The following is an 18,526-nucleotide window of genomic DNA, read 5'->3' as shown; positions in this document are numbered from 1 at the left end:
GACTTTAATGACCAACAATAAACTCAAATGAACTTATTGCCATTTTAACTGTTCACGTAAATTTACCACTTCACCAATAATGGTTAAAGTCGGTGCTACGATATGATGTTCAGACACTTTTGTTGCGATATCAGCTAATGTTCCAACTACAACTTTCTGGTCTGGTGTGGTTCCTTTAGAGATTAAAGCTACTGGCATATCAGCACGTTGGCCATGAGCAATAAGTTGCTCACAAATGCGTTCTAAACCAACTAGCCCCATATATAAAACCAAAGTTTGATTTTCATAAACCAGCTCATTCCAAGGAAGTTCAGGTGAACCTTCCTTTAAATGCCCAGTCAAGAAACGAACACTTTGTGCATAGTCACGATGTGTTAATGGAATGCCCGCATAAGCTGAACAGCCTGATGCTGCTGTTATACCTGGTACAACTTGGAAAGTGACATTCGCCTCAACGAGCTCTTGAATCTCTTCACCACCACGTCCAAAGATAAATGGATCACCACCCTTTAAACGACAAACACGCTTTCCTTTTTGAGCATATTCAACCAGTAAAGCATTAATACCATCTTGGGGAACGGAGTGATTTGAACGGGCTTTACCGACATAAATTTTAGTCGCATCACGACGGCAAAGCTCTAAAATGGGTGCAGAAACAAGACGATCATAAATCACAACATCAGCTTGCTGCATAAGACGTAATGCTTTTAGTGTCAGTAACTCTGGATCACCCGGTCCAGCGCCTACCAAATAAACTTCACCTTTAGGTGCAGTCCATTCTGTTAAGGCTTGCTGAATCAAACCATTTGCAACTTCTAAATTGTCATTGAAAACTTGTTCTTTCAATGGGCTAGCATAGAGGTTTTCCCAAAAAATCCGACGCTCATCTGGATTGGGAATTTTTTCTTTTACCTGCTTACGCCACTGACCAGAAAACTCAGCCAACTTACCCATGCCATGCGGCACAATTGTTTCTATTTGAGTACGAAGTTGTCTTGATAAAACTGGTGATGCACCATTTGAAGCGACAGAAATAATTAACGGAGAACGATCAATAATAGCTGGAACCATAAAGCGGCAATGTGGAATATCATCAACACTATTGACCAATAAATTACGCGCTTCACATTGTTCAAAAACAGCTTTATTCACTTGTGCATCATTAGTTGCAGCAATCACTAATCGATATGGTGTATTTAATATTTTTTCAGCAAAGGACTCGGCAAAATACTCTCCGCCTGTCGTTTTGACTAACTGTAAAAGCTGCTCTTCAATTGCGGGAGCAATAATATCGATTACTGCTCCCGCCTTGACTAAAAGGTTTGCTTTGCGCAATGCAATATGCCCACCACCTACAATCAGACAATGTTGCTGTTGCAACTTTAAAGAGATTGGAAAAATATCCACCTTAAACCTCTACATTAATCATCTGATTTGGGTTAAGCAAAAACCGTGCACAATTTAGATGCAAAGCTTAGTCAATAAACGTTGCACCACCCATATATGGGCGTAATACTTCTGGAATCTCGATAGAACCGTCTTCACGTTGGTAATTTTCCATTACAGCAAGCAAAGTACGTCCAACTGCCAGACCTGAACCATTTAGTGTGTGCACCAATTCGGTCTTCTTTTGATCCATTCTGTAGCGTGCTTTCATGCGGCGTGCCTGAAAGTCACCCATATTAGAGCAGCTAGAGATTTCACGATAAGTATTTTGGCTTGGAACCCAAACTTCTAAGTCGTAAGTCTTAGTTGCACCAAAGCCCATGTCACCACCACAAAGCAAAATTTTGCGGTATGGCAAACCTAGTGCCTGCAAAATGCCCTCAGCATGTGCAGTAAGCTCTTCAAGTGCTTGCATAGATGTTTCAGGTTTAACGATTTGCACCATCTCAACTTTATCAAATTGATGCTGACGAATTAAACCACGGGTATCACGACCATAAGAACCAGCTTCACTACGGAAACATGGCGTATGCGCTGCATATTTTAAAGGCAAACGTTCGGTATCAATAATCTCATCGCGAACGAAGTTAGTAACTGGAACTTCTGCTGTAGGGATGAGGTAATATTCTTTTTCACCTTGAAGTTTGAATAAATCTTCTTCAAATTTTGGCAACTGACCAGTACCACGAAGTGAATCAGCATTGACCAAATAAGGCACGTAAGCTTCTGTATAGCCATTCTTTAAAGTATGGGTATCAAGCATGAACTGTGTTAATGCACGTTGTAGGCGTGCTAAAGAACCTTTCAGTACGCTAAAACGTGAACCAGTCAATTTAGTAGCGGTTTCAAACTCTAAACCACCCATCCACTCACCTAAATCAGTATGATCTTTGATTTCAAAATCAAACTGACGAGGCGTACCCCATTTTGAGATTTCAACGTTATCATCTTCATCTTTACCAGCAGGAACAGACTCATCTGGTAAGTTAGGAATACTCAACGCTTTTTGTTCAATCTCGTTTTGTAACTCTGACAAAGCAACTTCAGCAGCTTTGATTTCGTCGCCAATGGCTTGCATACGCGCCATGATTTCAGAAGAATCACCACCGGATTTTTTAATCTGACCCACTTGTTTTGCACCGGCATTACGTTCTGCCTGCAATTTTTCAGTTTTTGATTGCAAATCTTTACGGCGAGTTTCTAAAGAAGCCCATTCTTGAACATCTAATTGAACACCGCGTTTTGCCAAAGCCGCATTAACGGCTTCAATATTATTTCTGAGTAACTTAGGGTCGATCATAATCAATCATAATATGGGTAAAAAACTGGCTATAGTGTAAGGCCTTAACACTAAAAAATATAGTGATCATCTTCATAACGAATAGCTTTCACACAATTCGTAGAATAGATTACTTATTTTAAAAGTTATAGTTTGGCACACTTGGCAAATACTCAGGTTTAATGAACTTACCCGCTTCAAAATATGGCAGCGTTAATTCAGACATTCCCTCTGCATATGAAGCCAGCTCATAAATTGGATAGACAAATACAATGCCATTAGCACCATAGTAGAAATTATCGCTTAGCTGAAGTTTTTCACGGCTAATATTGTGTGCTTGAAGCCAATTTGTATTTGCTTCAAAAAGAGCATCAACCAACTGTTTTTCAACATCTGGCTGAATAAGTTCAGCAACAGTAATGTGCTTTTTATTTAATAAATCAAAATTTACAAATTCTTGATGAGACATGCCGTGTGCAGCACCAGCTGAGTACGAATAAGTCTGTAATGCAAAAGTGGCAAGGTTATAGTTTTGCCCCAAATAGCGAACATAAATTGCACTCTGACTTGAACTTGGTTCACCTTCAGGTACTTCAACTGGTTGATCGGCTAAATTTGCAAAAGCATTCGGATCTGCTTTCTTTATACGATTGGTGAAGTAATCATTAATCCATTTTTGATTGGTCTGTACTGTTTGAAAATCATACTCAGTACAACCATCTTCTAAGCAAACTTTTGATTTTGGCAATTTTACCGGGATTACTTTTGCTTGAATTACAGGAACACCAGCCTCTTTCGTTTCTTTAACTTTTACAGTCGAAGCAGCCTGCTCTTCTTTGGCTGCTGACTTTGGTTGGCAACCAGTCACAATTGCCATTGCAGCCATTAATGGAAGAATACAAATAATTTTCTTATCGTAAAGTCGCATAATAATCCCCATGAATTTACCTCTAACACTATACAAAGCGTAAGAATAAGACGGGGTTAAAAAATGTATCTGTTTCTCTTATATAAAAAAAGCTACCGTTAAAGTAGCTTTTTTGAAGAGGCTTTAATTATTGGTCAATAACATCTGTACCTTTTGGCGGCGTAAAGTTAAAGACTGATGCCGGAATTGAAGCATTTACTTTAACGTTCTTAAAGCGTACATAGGTGGTTTGACCTAATGAGTCTTGTAATACCATAAGTGTAGGTGCTTTATTTGCTCCGAAGCTAATCGTTAAGCTTTGGAACGCCCCATCTTCTTTTTTAGGGAATAATGTGAAATAAAGTTTAGATTTATCGGGTTGTGTTACACGATAAGACTTCATAATTTGGTTGGTATTACCAGAAAGTAATAATGCTGGTGTATCTGCAACCTGATCATCTAAGCTTTGGCGGACAGCTTGTTGTAAATCCGGATCATAGATCCAAACTGTTTTTCCGCTCGTTACAATAGTTTGTTTAGCAGGACTTACTGTTTCCCAATAAAATTTCCCCGGACGCTCAACTTTCATTGAGCCTTTAAATGTCTGGTTCATATGCTGTGCACTTAAACTCTTTTTCTGTGCCACAGTTTTTGTATTGGCTTTAGTTGTTTGTTCAAAGTCGGCAGTCAAACGCTGTAAACCTGATAACTGATTAACCAGGTTCCCAATTGCCTGTTGCTCCGGTGCTGCTACAGGCGCAGCAAACACTGTAGTACTCATTACAGGAGCAAGCACTGACGCGCTAAGTGTAATAGCACACATAGTTTTACGAAGCATATTCATGTCATCACCTTTTTAGTTGCTGTAAGACAACTTACTCTCTTTCAAAGTTATGAAGCTGAGTAAGCTCTTAATTCAAGACTCATATTAACCGACAAACTCTGTGCTAATCATTGAGAAAATAAGATATTTTGTTATGTTATTCATGTTGTTTGTAGAATTTCATTCATCATGATGAAGATGAATAAAAATAAATGCCATAAAAAAAGCCCACAAAATGTGGGCTTTTTTCGAGCTAAAACTTATACAGTTTCAACTTTTACGTAGCGACGGCCAAATTGACCTTTCACTTCGAATTTTACTACGCCGTCAGCAGTAGCAAATAAAGTATGGTCACGGCCCATACCAACATTTGCACCAGCGTGGAACTCTGTACCACGTTGACGAACGATGATGTTACCAGCAGTTACAGCTTGACCGCCGTAAACTTTAACACCTAACATTTTTGGGTTTGAATCACGACCGTTCTTCGTCGATCCACCGGCTTTTTTAGTTGCCATGTCTCTTACTCCTCGTGATTAGCCTGAAATACCAGTAATTTTCAACTCAGTGAACCATTGACGGTGACCTTGTTGTTTACGGTAGTGTTTACGACGACGCATTTTGATGATGCGGATTTTGTCGTGACGACCATGACCAATCACTTCTGCAGTTACTTTAGCGCCAGCTACAACTGGAGCACCGATTTGAATGTTGTCACCGTTTACAACCATTAATACATCATCAAATGTAATAGTCGCACCAGATTCAGCTTTCAATAATTCAACTTTAAGGGTTTCGCCCTCAACTACACGGTGCTGTTTACCACCGCTTTGGATTACTGCGTACATAATGTACTCCAATCAGCCCGTGTCGTCGTGTCGATAAAGGGATATATCGATCTTAAAACGATCGCCACTGGGGTTATACAAGGCGACAGATTTTAAGTGAAATTTGATCAAACGACAAGTATTTTCTATCTATCAGTAAAGCATGATCCCCTATTCTTACAAAATCAAACAGCTTGGACTGGAATTTAGCAGTTTTCATTGATTCTGAATGAAAATTAAAATACAGTTCCAAACACAAATTGCGTCAAGAACAAGTTGTATTAATGCTGATGTCATTAAATTTATTGTTTTGCCGAAAACATCGTATTTTGCTTAAATAAAGAACAAAAAACGCTTAAAAACAATAGAAATGATTAATATCAGCCACTTGTTAAGCTATGCAACACATCTTTAATTGATACACTAACGCCACTTATCTACCAATACGGGGTTTTTCTTCATATGGTCATCGATTTCAAGCAAGACATTCTTGCGCCTGTTGCTTCAGACTTCGCTGCGATGGATCACTTGATTAATGAAGGAATTAGCTCAAAAGTCGGTTTAGTCATGTCTGTCAGTAAACACGTCGTTGAAGCTGGCGGAAAGCGTATGCGCCCAATCATGTGTTTGCTTGCAGCACGTGCTTGTGGTTTAGATAACATGGCAAATGCACAGCGTTTAGCTGCAATCATTGAAATGTTACATACCGCGACACTAGTCCATGATGATGTGGTAGATGAATCTGGGCTTCGTCGTGGTCGCCCTACAGCAAATGCAACATGGAACAATCAAACAGCCGTTTTAGTTGGCGACTTCCTGATTGCTCGTGCTTTCGATTTACTGGTCGATTTAAACAACATGACTTTATTGAAAGACTTTTCAACAGGTACATGTGAAATTGCTGAAGGTGAAGTATTACAACTTCAATCGCAGCATCAACCAGATACAACTGAAGAAACTTATTTAAAAATTATTCATGGTAAAACGTCTCGCCTGTTTGAGCTGGCTACAGAAGGCGCTGCTATTTTGGCAGGGCAAGAAGCGTACCGCGAGCCATTAAGATTGTTTGCCGGTCATTTTGGTAATGCATTCCAAATTATTGATGATATTTTAGACTACACCTCTGATGCTGAAACATTAGGTAAAAATATTGGTGATGATTTAATGGAAGGTAAGCCAACTTTACCGTTAATTTCTGCATTAGCACGCTCAACAGGTGAAGAGCATGCGATTATTCGTCGCAGTATCGCAACCGGTGGAGTAGACCAACTATCTCAGGTCATCGAAATTGTACAGAAGTCTGGTGCTTTAGATTATTGCAACCAACGTGCCCAAGAAGAAACAGAAGCAGCACTGCAAGCTTTATCAAACCTACCCGATACACCGTATCGTCAGGCTTTGATTAACTTAACTCAGCTTGCTTTACATCGAATACAATAGATATTATTTTGCCTATGCATATAAATTTTTCAGATCTTTTTTTAAAAATAGAGAAACAGCTTGAGGATCCTCAAGCTGTCATTGATGAAAATCTACTGATTGAACTCGTCAATGTCATCCGACCATCCAACCCACAAGATACGGATGAAATTAATAAAAAAATACAGGCTTTTATTGAAAGTCTTTTGCGCACACCTACAGCGCCCTTCTTACTACAAACTTTTTTATTACGTTTAATTAATCGCTATAAGCAAGTTAGTTTATATGCTGATAGCGGAATCTTGTCTTTAGATGGTTTCTGGAACCAGCTTGGGCAAAGACTCGGAGCACATTTTTTACCTTTAATAGAAGATGCAAGCCAACTCAAAATATTAATTGGAAAAATTTTCTATTTAGAAAGTGACAAAATCTGGCTCAATAATATTGATGATGAAGATTGGGCAAATTTATTTAGTCTTATTGGGCAAAGCCAAAGTAATGTCGATGAGAAGTTAGTCATTCAAAGTGAAATGATTAAAGCCATTACAGTCCTATCTTATCGAATTAGTGGAATTGGTCTTTATCCCGAATTTATTAACGCTCAGCCAGAATTAACAGAATATGAGTCGCCGTTTTTAGTTCAGAACCGTGAAATTATTGAGTTTATTGAAAAGTATAAAAAACAAGAAATTTCTGAACATGAAATTGCAGTTATTTCCCCGCCCGATGCATCACAAGCATTTGTTATGCTAGAACAGTGCCGAGATGTCGTTTTAAAGATTCGCCGTGCGACCAAAAGAATTGGTGTCAGCTTAAGTTTGACTTACTTACTATCATTACTTGAGCAATGTCTTGATCGAATTGAGTTATTACTTTATCTGGTCGTAGATAACACTAAAGGAAAATATGTTTCTTTAGGACATCTGATTTCCGATTTAACCAAAGCACATTACAGCGAAAAAAGTGTTCGCTCATTACTCAGTACGACCAGTGAACTCATTGCTTTTCAGGTAACAGAAAATGCTAGCCGAACAGGTGAACATTACGTAAGTACAGATACCAAAGGCTTCTGGGGAATGTATAAAGCTGCCGCTGGTGCAGGTGTCATTATTGCCTTTATGGCATCTTTAAAAATTCTTGCTGCAAGAATGACAATGGCCCCGCTCATGCAAGCCTTTACTTTCAGTATGAATTATTCCCTAGGTTTCATTCTGATTCATGTTCTGCATTTTACAGTTGCGACCAAGCAACCCGCTATGACGGCGGCGGCTCTTGCTGCAACAGTGCAGCAACGTAAAGGCTCTAAAACGGCTCAAATTGCAGAGTTAGCGGCGCTTATTATTAATATTATCCGAACGCAATTTATTGCTATTTTAGGCAATATTTCAATTGCGATTCCTACTGCTGCACTCATTACTTTTGCTTGGCAGTTTTACCTTGATGAACCGTTATTAACCCATACTAAAGCAACATATCTTCTACACAGTTTAAACCCCTTTACTTCATTAGCAGTTCCACATGCGGCAATTGCTGGAGTATGTCTGTTTTTGTCAGGTCTCATTGCAGGATACTTTGACAACATGGCTGTTTACCGAAAAGTCGGCCCGCGTCTAAGAGCACATCGCCGTTTAGCTAGCTGGTTTGGGCAAGATCGCCTTAACCGTTTTGCTGAATATATTGAACGTAATTTAGGTGCGTTAGCCGGTAACTTCTTATTCGGTATTATGCTAGGAAGTATGGGGACCATAGGCTTTATCCTAGGTCTACCTTTAGATATCCGCCATATTGCCTTTGCATCTGCTAACTTTATTCAAGGTTTAATGACTATTAACGGCAGCCCAGATATCGGACTGATTATCGTATCCTTTCTTGGTGTGTTATGTATTGGTCTCACCAACTTATTTGTGAGTTTCACCTTAACGATTATTGTGGCATTACGAGCGCGTCGAGTCCGCTTTGAACAATGGAAACCTTTAGCCAAATTGGTCATGACCCATTTTTTAACTCGTCCAAGCGATTTTTTCTGGCCACCAAAACAACCATTAGAACTTGAAGAAAACACTTCAACAAATAACGGAAAAAAAGCAGACCACTAAGAATTTTGCTTTGTACACAAAATGTGATTTTCGTCAATTTTGTTGTGATTGTTTTTCCAAATGTTAAAAAATTTTCAAAATGAATTTTCGATGATCTATCAGGCTTGAAAAAAAGTGTACTGGCAAGTACACTTTTAACGGCTTTCAGTAGTAGACACTGCTTGAACAAGCAAAGGTATATACATGCCCTATTTATTGCTTTTTATTGGTTGTATTTTTTTAGGATTAGGTGTTCTTGGTCTTTTTGTACCAAGACTTCAATCTTTGGATCTTCTCACCGTTCAAATATTGAGTGAAAATCGATCAGATTATCTTAACTCTATTACGACCTTTCTAGCACGTGTAGGTGGTATGCCTTTTGTATGTTTTTTATCCTTATTGGTGTGTATATATCAAGCATGGTATAAAAAATATATTACTGTTATTTTCATTAGCGTGGGTGTTCTTGGCAGTATCATCACGGGTTGGCTGCTCAAGTGGTGTGTTGACCGTCCAAGACCTCCACAGGTATATCATATTGTCGAAAGTTATGGTGCATCGTTCCCAAGTGCACATAGTGTTTATGCATCAACACTGGCTTGTATGGCAATGATAATGTTATGCCATAAGCCCAACACTAACTCTCCTTATATCATTTTGATTTCCTGTCTTTGGTTTATCTGCATGGGGCTTTCAAGAATATATGCTGGAGTTCATTTTCCAACAGATGTACTCGCCGGTTGGGGCATAGGTTTTATTTGGATTGCACTGCTTTGGCTCTGGTTATTACAAACACAAAGTAGGTTAAGTAGAAAACAAATATATTTTTAGATTTTATCTAAACGAGGTGGAACAATGATGTCGGCTAAGCTTTGGGCTCCTGCCCTTACTGCTTGCGCATTAGCAACAAGTATCGCACTTGTTGGTTGTAGCAAAGGCTCCGATGAGAAACAGCAAGCTGCTGCTGCTCAGAAAATGCCGCCTGCAGAAGTAGGTGTTATTGTTGCTCAACCACAAAGTGTTGAACAAAGCGTTGAACTCTCCGGCCGTACTTCAGCATATCAAATTTCTGAAGTTCGCCCTCAAACAAGTGGTGTGATTTTAAAACGCTTGTTTGCTGAAGGAAGTTACGTTCGTGAAGGACAGGCTCTATATGAACTGGATTCTCGGACTAACCGTGCAACGCTTGAAAATGCAAAGGCTACCCTTTTACAACAACAGGCAAATCTAGCTTCACTACGTACTAAGTTAAACCGTTATAAGCAACTTGTTTCAAGTAACGCTGTATCTAAACAAGAGTATGACGACTTACTTGGTCAGGTTAATGTTGCCGAAGCACAAGTTTCTGCTGCAAAAGCTCAAGTAACGAATGCAAACGTTGATCTTGGCTACTCTACAATTCGCTCACCAATTTCTGGTCAGTCTGGACGTTCTTCTGTAACAGCAGGTGCTTTAGTCACTGCCAACCAAACTGAACCTTTAGTGACGATTCAACAGTTAGATCCGATCTATGTTGACATTAACCAGTCTAGTGCCGAGTTATTACGTTTACGTCAACAACTTAGCAAAGGCAGTTTAAACAATAGTAACAACACGAAAGTGAAATTGAAGCTCGAAGATGGTTCAACTTACCCAATCGAAGGACAACTTGCTTTCTCTGATGCTTCTGTAAATCAGGATACAGGAACGATTACTTTACGTGCCGTATTCTCAAACCCGAATCATCTGTTACTTCCAGGCATGTATACCACTGCACAGATTGTTCAAGGTGTAGTTCCTAATGCTTACCTGATTCCTCAAGCTGCAATTACACGTTTACCTACAGGTCAAGCTGTAGCAATGCTTGTTAATGCCAAAGGTGCTGTTGAGAGTCGTCCTGTTGAAACCTCTGGTGTTCAAGGACAAAACTGGATTGTGACTAACGGTCTTAAAGCTGGTGATAAAGTGATTGTTGACGGTGTTGCCAAAGTTAAAGAAGGGCAAGAAGTTTCAGCAAAACCTTACCAAGCTCAACCAGCGAATCCACAAGGTGCAGCTCCAAATGCGACAAAACCGGCTCAATCAGGTAAACCTCAAGCAGAACAGAAAGCATCTAATGCATAAGGGGTAGATTGAATGGCACAATTTTTTATTCATCGCCCCATTTTTGCGTGGGTGATTGCATTAGTCATTATGTTGGCGGGTATTCTCACGCTAACAAAAATGCCTATTGCACAGTATCCGACGATTGCACCACCGACAGTTACAATTGCTGCAACTTATCCTGGTGCATCTGCTGAGACTGTTGAAAACACCGTAACCCAGATCATTGAACAACAAATGAATGGTCTAGATGGTTTACGCTACATTTCATCTAACAGTGCTGGTAACGGTCAGGCCTCTATTCAATTAAACTTTGAACAAGGTATTGATCCAGATATTGCACAGGTTCAGGTTCAAAACAAATTGCAATCTGCAACTGCGCTTTTACCTGAAGATGTACAGCGTCAAGGTGTAACAGTAACTAAATCTGGTGCAAGCTTCTTGCAAGTTATTGCATTCTACTCACCAGATAACAGCCTTTCTGACTCGGACATTAAAGACTACGTAAACTCATCAATTAAAGAACCACTTAGCCGTGTTGCTGGTGTGGGTGAGGTACAGGTCTTTGGTGGTTCATACGCAATGCGTATCTGGCTTGATCCAGCTAAGTTAACCAGTTATCAACTTACTCCTAGTGATATTGCGACAGCTTTACAAGCGCAAAACTCACAAGTAGCAGTAGGTCAATTAGGTGGTGCACCAGCTGTACAAGGTCAAGTGCTTAATGCAACAGTGAATGCACAAAGTTTGCTGCAAACACCTGAACAGTTTAAAAATATCTTCTTAAAGAACACAGCATCTGGTGCTGAGGTTCGTTTAAAAGATGTTGCGCGTGTAGAGTTAGGTTCTGATAACTATCAGTTTGACTCGAAGTTTAACGGTAAACCTGCTGGTGGTCTTGCAATTAAAATTGCAACTGGTGCCAACGCACTTGATACCGCAGAAGCTGTCGAACATCGTTTATCTGAATTACGTAAGAACTATCCAACAGGTCTTGCAGATAAACTAGCTTATGACACGACTCCATTTATTCGTCTTTCAATTGAAAGTGTTGTACACACATTAATTGAAGCGGTAGTTTTAGTATTCATTGTGATGTTCTTGTTCTTACAGAACTGGCGCGCAACGATTATTCCAACACTTGCTGTACCTGTTGTTGTGTTAGGTACATTTGCTGTTATTAATATCTTTGGCTTCTCAATTAACACCTTAACCATGTTCGCCATGGTATTGGCAATTGGTCTTCTGGTCGATGACGCCATCGTTGTGGTCGAAAACGTCGAACGTGTTATGAGTGAAGAGCATACCGATCCGGTCACGGCGACGTCACGATCAATGCAACAGATTTCTGGCGCGTTAATTGGTATTACAAGCGTATTAACAGCCGTATTCGTACCAATGGCATTCTTTGGTGGTACAACTGGTGTAATTTACCGTCAGTTCTCGATTACCCTTGTAACAGCAATGGTTCTATCGTTAATTGTAGCGTTAACATTTACACCGGCACTTTGTGCAACCATTTTAAAACAGCATGATCCTAACAAAGCACCAAGCAATAATATTTTTGCTCGTTTCTTTAGAGGCTTTAACAATGGTTTTGACCGCATGTCGCATAGCTACCAAAATGGTGTTAACCGCATGCTTAAGGGCAAAATCTTCTCTGGCGTGCTTTACGCTGTAGTTATTGCTTTATTAGTGTTCTTGTTCCAAAAACTCCCATCTTCATTCTTACCAGAAGAAGATCAGGGTGTGGTAATGACACTTGTTCAATTACCGCCAAATGCAACGCTTGACCGTACAGGTAAAGTGATTGACACCATGACAAACTTCTTCATGAATGAAAAAGATACTGTGGAATCTATTTTCACCGTTTCGGGCTTCTCATTCACAGGTGTGGGTCAAAATGCTGGTATCGGCTTCGTTAAATTGAAAGACTGGAGTGAACGTACTTCACCAGAAACTCAAATTGGTGCATTGATTCAGCGTGGTATGGCATTGAACATGATCGTTAAAGACGCATCTTACATCATGCCTTTACAGCTTCCAGCAATGCCTGAACTCGGTGTAACAGCCGGATTCAACTTGCAACTTAAAGATTCAAGTGGTCAAGGTCATGAGAAACTTATTGCTGCACGTAATACGATCTTAGGTTTGGCTGCACAAGATAAACGTCTTGTGGGTGTTCGCCCTAATGGTCAAGAAGATACACCTCAGTATCAAATTAATGTAGACCAAGCTCAAGCTGGAGCGATGGGTGTGAGTATTGCCGAAATTAACAATACAATGCGTATTGCATGGGGTGGCTCATACATTAACGACTTCGTTGACCGTGGCCGTGTGAAAAAAGTTTATGTTCAAGGTGATGCGGGTAGTCGTATGATGCCTGAAGACTTAAACAAGTGGTATGTACGTAATAACAAAGGCGAAATGGTACCGTTCTCTGCATTTGCTACTGGCGAATGGACATATGGTTCTCCACGTCTTGAACGTTATAACGGCGTGTCATCGGTTAACATTCAAGGTACACCTGCACCTGGCGTGAGCTCTGGTGACTCAATGAAAGCGATGGAAGAAATTATTGCTAAGTTACCATCTATGGGCTTACAAGGTTTCGACTATGAATGGACAGGTTTATCACTTGAAGAACGTGAGTCTGGTGCTCAAGCTCCATTCTTATATGCGCTTTCATTGTTAATCGTTTTCCTTTGCTTGGCTGCATTGTATGAAAGCTGGTCTATTCCGTTCTCGGTTTTACTTGTAGTACCACTCGGTATTATTGGTGCAATCGTATTAACTTACTTGGGTATGATTATTAAAGGAGATCCAAATCTCTCAAATAACATTTACTTCCAGGTAGCGATGATCGCGGTAATCGGTCTTTCTGCAAAAAATGCGATCTTGATTGTTGAGTTCGCAAAAGAGCTGCAGGAAAAAGGTGAAGACCTGATTGAAGCAACTTTACATGCTGCAAAAATGCGTTTACGTCCAATCATCATGACTACCCTTGCCTTCGGTTTCGGTGTACTTCCGCTTGCCCTTTCAACAGGCGCAGGTGCAGGAAGTCAGCACTCTGTTGGTTACGGTGTACTCGGTGGCGTACTCAGTGCAACGTTCTTAGGTATCTTCTTTATCCCTGTATTCTATGTGTGGATTCGTAGTATCTTTAAGTACAAACCAAAAACCATAAACACTCAGGAGCATAAATCGTGATGCAAAACGTATGGTCTATTTCAGGTCGTAGCATTGCGGTATCTGCACTTGCGCTTGCTTTGGCAGCTTGTCAAAGCATGCGCGGCCCAGAACCAGTCGTGAAAACCGATATTCCACAAAGCTATGCATATAGCGCTTCTGGTACGTCTATTGCTGAACAGGGTTACAAACAGTTCTTTGCTGACCCTCGTTTGCTCGGAGTGATTGATTTGGCACTTGCCAACAACCGCGACTTACGTACAGCAACGCTCAATATCGAACGTGCTCAACAGCAATATCGAATTACACAGAACAATCAGCTTCCAACAATCGGAGCAAGTGGTAGTGCAATTCGTCAGGTTTCTCAAAGCCGTGATCCGAATAACCCCTACTCTACTTATCAAGTAGGTCTGGGTGTAACTGCCTATGAGCTTGATTTTTGGGGCCGCGTACGTAGCTTAAAAGATGCTGCGTTAGATAGTTATCTTTCAACGCAAAGCGCACGTGATTCGACTCAAATCAGTCTAATCAGTCAAGTGGCTCAAGCGTGGTTGAACTATTCTTTTGCAACTGCCAACTTACGACTTGCAGAGCAAACGCTTAAAGCACAGCAAGATTCTTACAATCTCAACAAAAAACGTTTTGATGTGGGCATCGATAGTGAAGTTCCACTACGTCAGGCACAGATTTCTGTAGAAACTGCACGTAATGATGTAGCGAACTACAAAACACAGATTGCTCAAGCGCAAAACTTGTTGAACTTGTTAGTTGGCCAATCAGTTCCACAAAACTTGTTACCAACCCAACCTGTAAAACGCATTACGCAACAAAATGTATTTACAGCGGGTTTACCAAGCGACTTACTTAACAACCGTCCAGATGTAAAAGCTGCTGAATATAACTTAAGCGCTGCTGGTGCGAATATCGGTGCTGCAAAAGCACGTTTATTCCCAACCATTAGCTTAACGGGTTCTGCAGGTTATGCATCAACTGACTTAAGTGATCTATTTAAGTCTGGTGGTTTTGTATGGTCAATTGGTCCAAGCTTAGACTTACCAATCTTTGACTGGGGCACTCGTCGTGCCAATGTGAAAATTTCTGAAACTGATCAGAAAATTGCATTGTCTGATTATGAAAAATCAGTTCAGTCTGCGTTCCGCGAAGTTAATGACGCGCTTGCAACTCGTGCCAACATTGGTGAGCGTTTAACAGCTCAACAACGTCTAGTAGAAGCAACTAACCGCAACTACACACTTTCAAATGCCCGCTTCCGTGCTGGTATTGATAGTTACTTGACAGTTCTTGATGCACAGCGTTCATCTTATTCAGCAGAACAAGGTTTGTTATTGCTTCAACAAGCAAACTTAAACAACCAAATCGAGTTATACAAAACTCTAGGTGGTGGTTTAAAAGCAAATACTTCAGATACAGTGGTTAATCAACCATCTAGTGCTGAACTTAAAAAGCAATAAGTTTTAAATAACTTATTCACAAAAGCTCACTTCGGTGGGCTTTTTTATTGCAACTCATCTGAATATTTTTTATCTTGAAACCTTAAGAATTTAGATTGATAAAAAACAATGTTATTGAGTAATTTAGAAAGTGTTCCAGGCCACCAAATTTTAAAGCAGCTGGATGTTGTTTACGGAAGTACCGTTCGTAGTAAACATGTTGGCCGTGACTTGATGGCAAGCTTAAAAAATATCGTGGGTGGTGAACTTACGGGTTATACCGAATTATTAGAAGAATCTCGCCAAGAAGCCATGCAGCGTATGATTGTAAAAGCTCAGCAACTTGGTGCGAATGCAATTGTGGGTATTCGTTTTTCAACTTCAAATATTGCCCAAGGTGCTTCTGAGTTATTTGTGTATGGCACAGCAGTGGTTGTGCAGCCTCAAGCACCTCATCTACCCGATCCATTTAATGCATAGGTAGAAAATGGACAATCTTATTTTTCAGCTTGTTATTTTTCTCATTCTTTTCAGCATTGGTTGGGCTTTTGGCCGCCATATTGAACGAAAACATTTGAATGAACTTCTAGAAAAAGAGCAACAATTTGCCCATATCAGAATTGATACCAATCGCTTTGCAACAAGCGATCAGCTAGGCCACTTTATTAGCAGTAATGTTGTGATTTCTCATGATTACTTTAAATATGTATTGGCATCTATAAAAAATGTTTTGGGCGGAAGACTGACCAGTTATGAAAGTATTGTTGAACGTGCTCGCCGAGAGGCAATTGTACGTTTAAAACAACAAGCCCATACCGCAGGAGCTACTCATATTATGGGAGTTCGGCTGAGTACAACCGAACTCGGAATGCAAGGCGGAATGGTCGAAGTTTTTGCTTATGGAACAGCAGTTAAAGATTAATACTGCCCAACCTCAGAAAAATGAATACGTGGATTGCCAATATTTTTAGTTAAATGTTGGCAAATTCGGGTAATTTTCCAACGGTCTTGTTGTTTCGCCAAAGTAAAATAATAACGACCAAAAGAATGAAAATAATCATTTTCTGAAAAACGATAAATTTGATAATTACATTCTAGCCATGCTTGATCTTGTTCAATCCGAATTAGAGGATTGCTCAAATTGTGTTGTAGTCGTAAATGGGACAAGGCTTGCTGCCGAGAGCCTTTATATTCATGACAAGACACGACACATAAAGGTTCTCCTCTAAATTGGAAATAGTCCACCTCAAGTTGATCTGCCAATAACTCATCAAAAGCGTCCCAATTTTTCTGGTCAAAGACCAATTGAAAACGCGTGACGACTTCTAATATACGGTGATAATCCTGATCCATGGTGAACCTTCTATGCGGGTTTTTCACCAATTTAGCACGGCAAAATCACTTTTTTATTTTACTTTTGTTTTCCGAATCATTTTATAAAGAAGTTTTGGTGACATCCGAGAAACCATTACACCTAGTTTTTCTTTAGCCCCACCCACAACAATATATTCTTGACCCTGTACTAAAGCTTTTACAGCCTGCTCTGCAAAAACATCTGCCTCTAAACCATTTTCAATTGCTTCGTCTTGATGGCCTTGAGGTTCCCCTGCACCATTGAGTGCATTAAAAGAAACATTAGTTTTTACAAAACCCGGGAAAATAACTGAAACTTCGACACCTTGATCTGAGACCTCAGCACGTAAACTATTTGCCCACATATGAATTGCCGCTTTAGCAGCCGAGTAGCTTGCACGGTACTGTGTTCCTAATAAACCCGCTACACTCGACACAAATACAACTCGGCCAGACTTTTGTTTTAGCATGGTCGGTAATACTGTTTTAGTTAACGCGACTTGTGAAAAATAATCGACTTCCATAATGGCGCGTTCGGTTGCCATTGTCGTATCTTTAATTAAAGCGCGTTGGCTTAAACCTGCATTATTGATGAGCCAGTCAATACGGCCTTTCGCCTTTAAAATCTGCTTGTAAGCCTCTTGAACCTGCTTTTCATCAGTAATATCTGCAACGACAGACAAATGATGATCGGGATTTAATAAACCAACCCGAACTTCTTCTAATTCTTCAAAACGACGTGAGGTCAAAATCAACTTTGCCCCTTGTAAAGCCAACTCTCCTGCTAAAGCCTTACCCAAACCAGAAGATGCGCCCGTAATCCATACCACTTTATTTTGCAAAGTATCAAGTTTGGCCATGTGATGTTCCTATTATCTTTTTAAATTATGCTGCTTGATGCATGAAGGCCAAAAAGTGGTTGATATAATGAGTTGCTGTGGTCTGATCGACCTGTGTCCCTAACTTTTCCAAACGTTTATAGCCCAAATGCGTCGTCATGTTGATGACTCCGTTAAGAGTTTTATCGACAACCAAATTAAATTTTAAACGCTTTTTAGGCTCACGTACTAGGCTTGTTACGCCTAAATCCACAATTTGTATGAGCGTTTCAAATGCAGCCGTAATACTTTGCATATTACCGTCACGAATTTGCTGTGTAAGGGTTTCAGCTTGTTGCACCAGTTGAAGTGTAACTGGATAGGTAATATAAACTTGCTGCCCTTGCTCTTTCATGAGTGATGTCATGTAGTCAACTAAGGGTAAAAGACGTTCATTTCCAAAGAATGAAACCGACCAAGGCATGTATTTTCGAAAAGTCTCTAAAACTTGCTGAATAACTTTTTCAGACTCAGCTTGTTGTTTTGGAGACATGCTTGCATTTCCTGACTGTAAAAGCACTGAAAAGACCTGCTCAATAATTTCACAAGAAAGATCAGACAATACATCCCCTAAAACTTTTGCCTGACTTTGACTTACTCCATCATGTAGTTTTTGCCGAATGGCCTCGAATTGGGTATAAGTCGAATCGGAAATTTTCAAAAAAACTTCATAACTCATCAGCAGCATCCTTTTTCAATTCTTTTGTAATTTTTGTGCCGTGTCGCCACACGATTAAATTGTGATCCATCTTTCATAAATCTACCGTTTTTTGAAAAAAATACAAAACCGTTTATCT

The 18,526-nt window shown here is 40.0% G+C and carries 17 protein-coding genes; 8 read left to right on the top strand and 9 right to left on the bottom strand.

Annotated elements, in window-relative coordinates; all coding sequences use genetic code 11:
• Nucleotides 1-33: 33 nt before the first annotated feature.
• The 6 genes from cysG to rplU all read right to left on the bottom strand — a co-directional run bounded on the left by cysG (nt 34) and on the right by rplU (nt 5,303).
• Nucleotides 34-1,407 (bottom strand): siroheme synthase CysG, encoded by a 1,374-nt coding sequence (gene cysG, locus MKL33_RS05570; RefSeq protein WP_161282910.1) that lies wholly within the window; start codon nt 1,405-1,407, stop codon nt 34-36.
• 67 nt (nt 1,408-1,474) lie between these two features.
• Nucleotides 1,475-2,746, bottom strand: coding sequence for a serine--tRNA ligase (serS, locus tag MKL33_RS05565; protein WP_270906639.1), 1,272 nt, complete (start codon nt 2,744-2,746; stop codon nt 1,475-1,477).
• A 118-nt stretch (nt 2,747-2,864) separates the two neighbouring features.
• Nucleotides 2,865-3,665, bottom strand: a complete 801-nt coding sequence (locus tag MKL33_RS05560) for an RsiV family protein (protein ID WP_262728245.1) — start codon at nt 3,663-3,665, stop codon at nt 2,865-2,867.
• Nucleotides 3,666-3,780: 115 nt separating this feature from the next.
• The gene (gene lolA, locus MKL33_RS05555; RefSeq protein WP_004789378.1) at nt 3,781-4,476 is read right to left on the bottom strand and encodes an outer membrane lipoprotein chaperone LolA; all 696 of its coding nucleotides are present in this window, start codon (nt 4,474-4,476) and stop codon (nt 3,781-3,783) included.
• Nucleotides 4,477-4,715: 239 nt separating this feature from the next.
• Complete coding sequence (rpmA, locus tag MKL33_RS05550) at nt 4,716-4,973, bottom strand: 50S ribosomal protein L27 (protein ID WP_002116037.1); 258 nt, start codon at nt 4,971-4,973, stop codon at nt 4,716-4,718.
• An 18-nt stretch (nt 4,974-4,991) separates the two neighbouring features.
• Nucleotides 4,992-5,303 carry a 50S ribosomal protein L21 gene (gene rplU / locus MKL33_RS05545; RefSeq protein WP_000271409.1) on the bottom strand — a complete coding sequence of 104 codons (312 nt, stop codon included), beginning with the start codon at nt 5,301-5,303 and terminating at the stop codon, nt 4,992-4,994.
• A 441-nt stretch (nt 5,304-5,744) separates the two neighbouring features.
• Here rplU and sdsA point away from each other — a divergent pair, with 441 nt between their 5' ends.
• The 8 genes from sdsA (at nt 5,745) to MKL33_RS05505 (ending at nt 16,420) form a co-directional block, all read left to right on the top strand.
• Nucleotides 5,745-6,722 carry an All-trans-nonaprenyl-diphosphate synthase gene (sdsA, locus tag MKL33_RS05540; protein ID WP_002116233.1) on the top strand — a complete coding sequence of 326 codons (978 nt, stop codon included), beginning with the start codon at nt 5,745-5,747 and terminating at the stop codon, nt 6,720-6,722.
• Nucleotides 6,723-6,736: 14 nt separating this feature from the next.
• Complete coding sequence (locus MKL33_RS05535) at nt 6,737-8,797, top strand: site-specific recombinase (protein ID WP_270906638.1); 2,061 nt, start codon at nt 6,737-6,739, stop codon at nt 8,795-8,797.
• Between the two features lie 183 nt (nt 8,798-8,980).
• Nucleotides 8,981-9,607 (top strand): phosphatase PAP2 family protein, encoded by a 627-nt coding sequence (locus MKL33_RS05530; RefSeq protein WP_005064516.1) that lies wholly within the window; start codon nt 8,981-8,983, stop codon nt 9,605-9,607.
• 24 nt (nt 9,608-9,631) lie between these two features.
• Nucleotides 9,632-10,879, top strand: coding sequence for a multidrug efflux RND transporter periplasmic adaptor subunit AdeI (adeI, locus tag MKL33_RS05525; protein ID WP_005064514.1), 1,248 nt, complete (start codon nt 9,632-9,634; stop codon nt 10,877-10,879).
• Nucleotides 10,880-10,891: 12 nt separating this feature from the next.
• Nucleotides 10,892-14,068, top strand: a complete 3,177-nt coding sequence (gene adeJ / locus MKL33_RS05520; RefSeq protein ID WP_002116419.1) for a multidrug efflux RND transporter permease subunit AdeJ — start codon at nt 10,892-10,894, stop codon at nt 14,066-14,068.
• Nucleotides 14,068-15,519 carry a multidrug efflux RND transporter outer membrane channel subunit AdeK gene (gene adeK / locus MKL33_RS05515; RefSeq protein ID WP_002116015.1) on the top strand — a complete coding sequence of 484 codons (1,452 nt, stop codon included), beginning with the start codon at nt 14,068-14,070 and terminating at the stop codon, nt 15,517-15,519. The genes adeJ and adeK overlap by 1 nt, the downstream gene beginning before the upstream one ends.
• 108 nt (nt 15,520-15,627) lie before the next feature.
• Complete coding sequence (locus MKL33_RS05510) at nt 15,628-15,978, top strand: YbjQ family protein (protein WP_000927245.1); 351 nt, start codon at nt 15,628-15,630, stop codon at nt 15,976-15,978.
• 7 nt (nt 15,979-15,985) lie between these two features.
• Nucleotides 15,986-16,420 carry a YbjQ family protein gene (locus tag MKL33_RS05505; RefSeq protein WP_032037324.1) on the top strand — a complete coding sequence of 145 codons (435 nt, stop codon included), beginning with the start codon at nt 15,986-15,988 and terminating at the stop codon, nt 16,418-16,420.
• Here the strand turns inward: MKL33_RS05505 and MKL33_RS05500 are convergent.
• Genes MKL33_RS05500 through MKL33_RS05490 form a run of 3 tightly spaced genes read right to left on the bottom strand, consistent with a single transcriptional unit; the run spans nt 16,417 to nt 18,408 of the window.
• On the bottom strand, nt 16,417-16,851 hold the full coding sequence (locus MKL33_RS05500; protein ID WP_017402613.1) for a nuclear transport factor 2 family protein: 435 nt from the start codon (nt 16,849-16,851) through the stop codon (nt 16,417-16,419). The genes MKL33_RS05505 and MKL33_RS05500 overlap by 4 nt on opposite strands.
• Before the next feature lie 53 nt (nt 16,852-16,904).
• Entirely contained in the window at nt 16,905-17,711 is an 807-nt protein-coding gene (locus tag MKL33_RS05495) for an SDR family NAD(P)-dependent oxidoreductase (protein WP_005064503.1), read from the bottom strand.
• A gap of 25 nt (nt 17,712-17,736) precedes the next feature.
• Nucleotides 17,737-18,408, bottom strand: a complete 672-nt coding sequence (locus MKL33_RS05490) for a hypothetical protein (protein WP_002116504.1) — start codon at nt 18,406-18,408, stop codon at nt 17,737-17,739.
• Between the last annotated feature and the right edge of the window lie 118 nt (nt 18,409-18,526).

This window comes from Acinetobacter sp. AOR43_HL (assembly GCF_027854635.1).
GTDB classification, from domain to species: Bacteria; Pseudomonadota; Gammaproteobacteria; order Pseudomonadales; family Moraxellaceae; genus Acinetobacter; species Acinetobacter pittii.
This window is presented reverse-complemented; position numbering and strand designations above follow the sequence as displayed.

Excerpts from the sequence above, each read along its gene's own strand:
- serS (WP_270906639.1), bottom strand. The coding sequence starts at position 2,746 with ATGATCGACCCTAAGTTACTCAGAAATAATATTGAAGCCGTTAATGCG.
- MKL33_RS05560 (WP_262728245.1), bottom strand. The coding sequence starts at position 3,665 with ATGGGGATTATTATGCGACTTTACGATAAGAAAATTATTTGTATTCTT.
- lolA (WP_004789378.1), bottom strand. The coding sequence starts at position 4,476 with ATGAATATGCTTCGTAAAACTATGTGTGCTATTACACTTAGCGCGTCA.
- rpmA (WP_002116037.1), bottom strand. The coding sequence starts at position 4,973 with ATGGCAACTAAAAAAGCCGGTGGATCGACGAAGAACGGTCGTGATTCA.
- rplU (WP_000271409.1), bottom strand. The coding sequence starts at position 5,303 with ATGTACGCAGTAATCCAAAGCGGTGGTAAACAGCACCGTGTAGTTGAG.
- sdsA (WP_002116233.1), top strand. The coding sequence starts at position 5,745 with ATGGTCATCGATTTCAAGCAAGACATTCTTGCGCCTGTTGCTTCAGAC.
- MKL33_RS05535 (WP_270906638.1), top strand. The coding sequence starts at position 6,737 with ATGCATATAAATTTTTCAGATCTTTTTTTAAAAATAGAGAAACAGCTT.
- MKL33_RS05530 (WP_005064516.1), top strand. The coding sequence starts at position 8,981 with ATGCCCTATTTATTGCTTTTTATTGGTTGTATTTTTTTAGGATTAGGT.
- adeI (WP_005064514.1), top strand. The coding sequence starts at position 9,632 with ATGATGTCGGCTAAGCTTTGGGCTCCTGCCCTTACTGCTTGCGCATTA.
- adeJ (WP_002116419.1), top strand. The coding sequence starts at position 10,892 with ATGGCACAATTTTTTATTCATCGCCCCATTTTTGCGTGGGTGATTGCA.
- adeK (WP_002116015.1), top strand. The coding sequence starts at position 14,068 with ATGCAAAACGTATGGTCTATTTCAGGTCGTAGCATTGCGGTATCTGCA.
- MKL33_RS05510 (WP_000927245.1), top strand. The coding sequence starts at position 15,628 with ATGTTATTGAGTAATTTAGAAAGTGTTCCAGGCCACCAAATTTTAAAG.
- MKL33_RS05505 (WP_032037324.1), top strand. The coding sequence starts at position 15,986 with ATGGACAATCTTATTTTTCAGCTTGTTATTTTTCTCATTCTTTTCAGC.
- MKL33_RS05500 (WP_017402613.1), bottom strand. The coding sequence starts at position 16,851 with ATGGATCAGGATTATCACCGTATATTAGAAGTCGTCACGCGTTTTCAA.
- MKL33_RS05495 (WP_005064503.1), bottom strand. The coding sequence starts at position 17,711 with ATGGCCAAACTTGATACTTTGCAAAATAAAGTGGTATGGATTACGGGC.
- MKL33_RS05490 (WP_002116504.1), bottom strand. The coding sequence starts at position 18,408 with ATGAGTTATGAAGTTTTTTTGAAAATTTCCGATTCGACTTATACCCAA.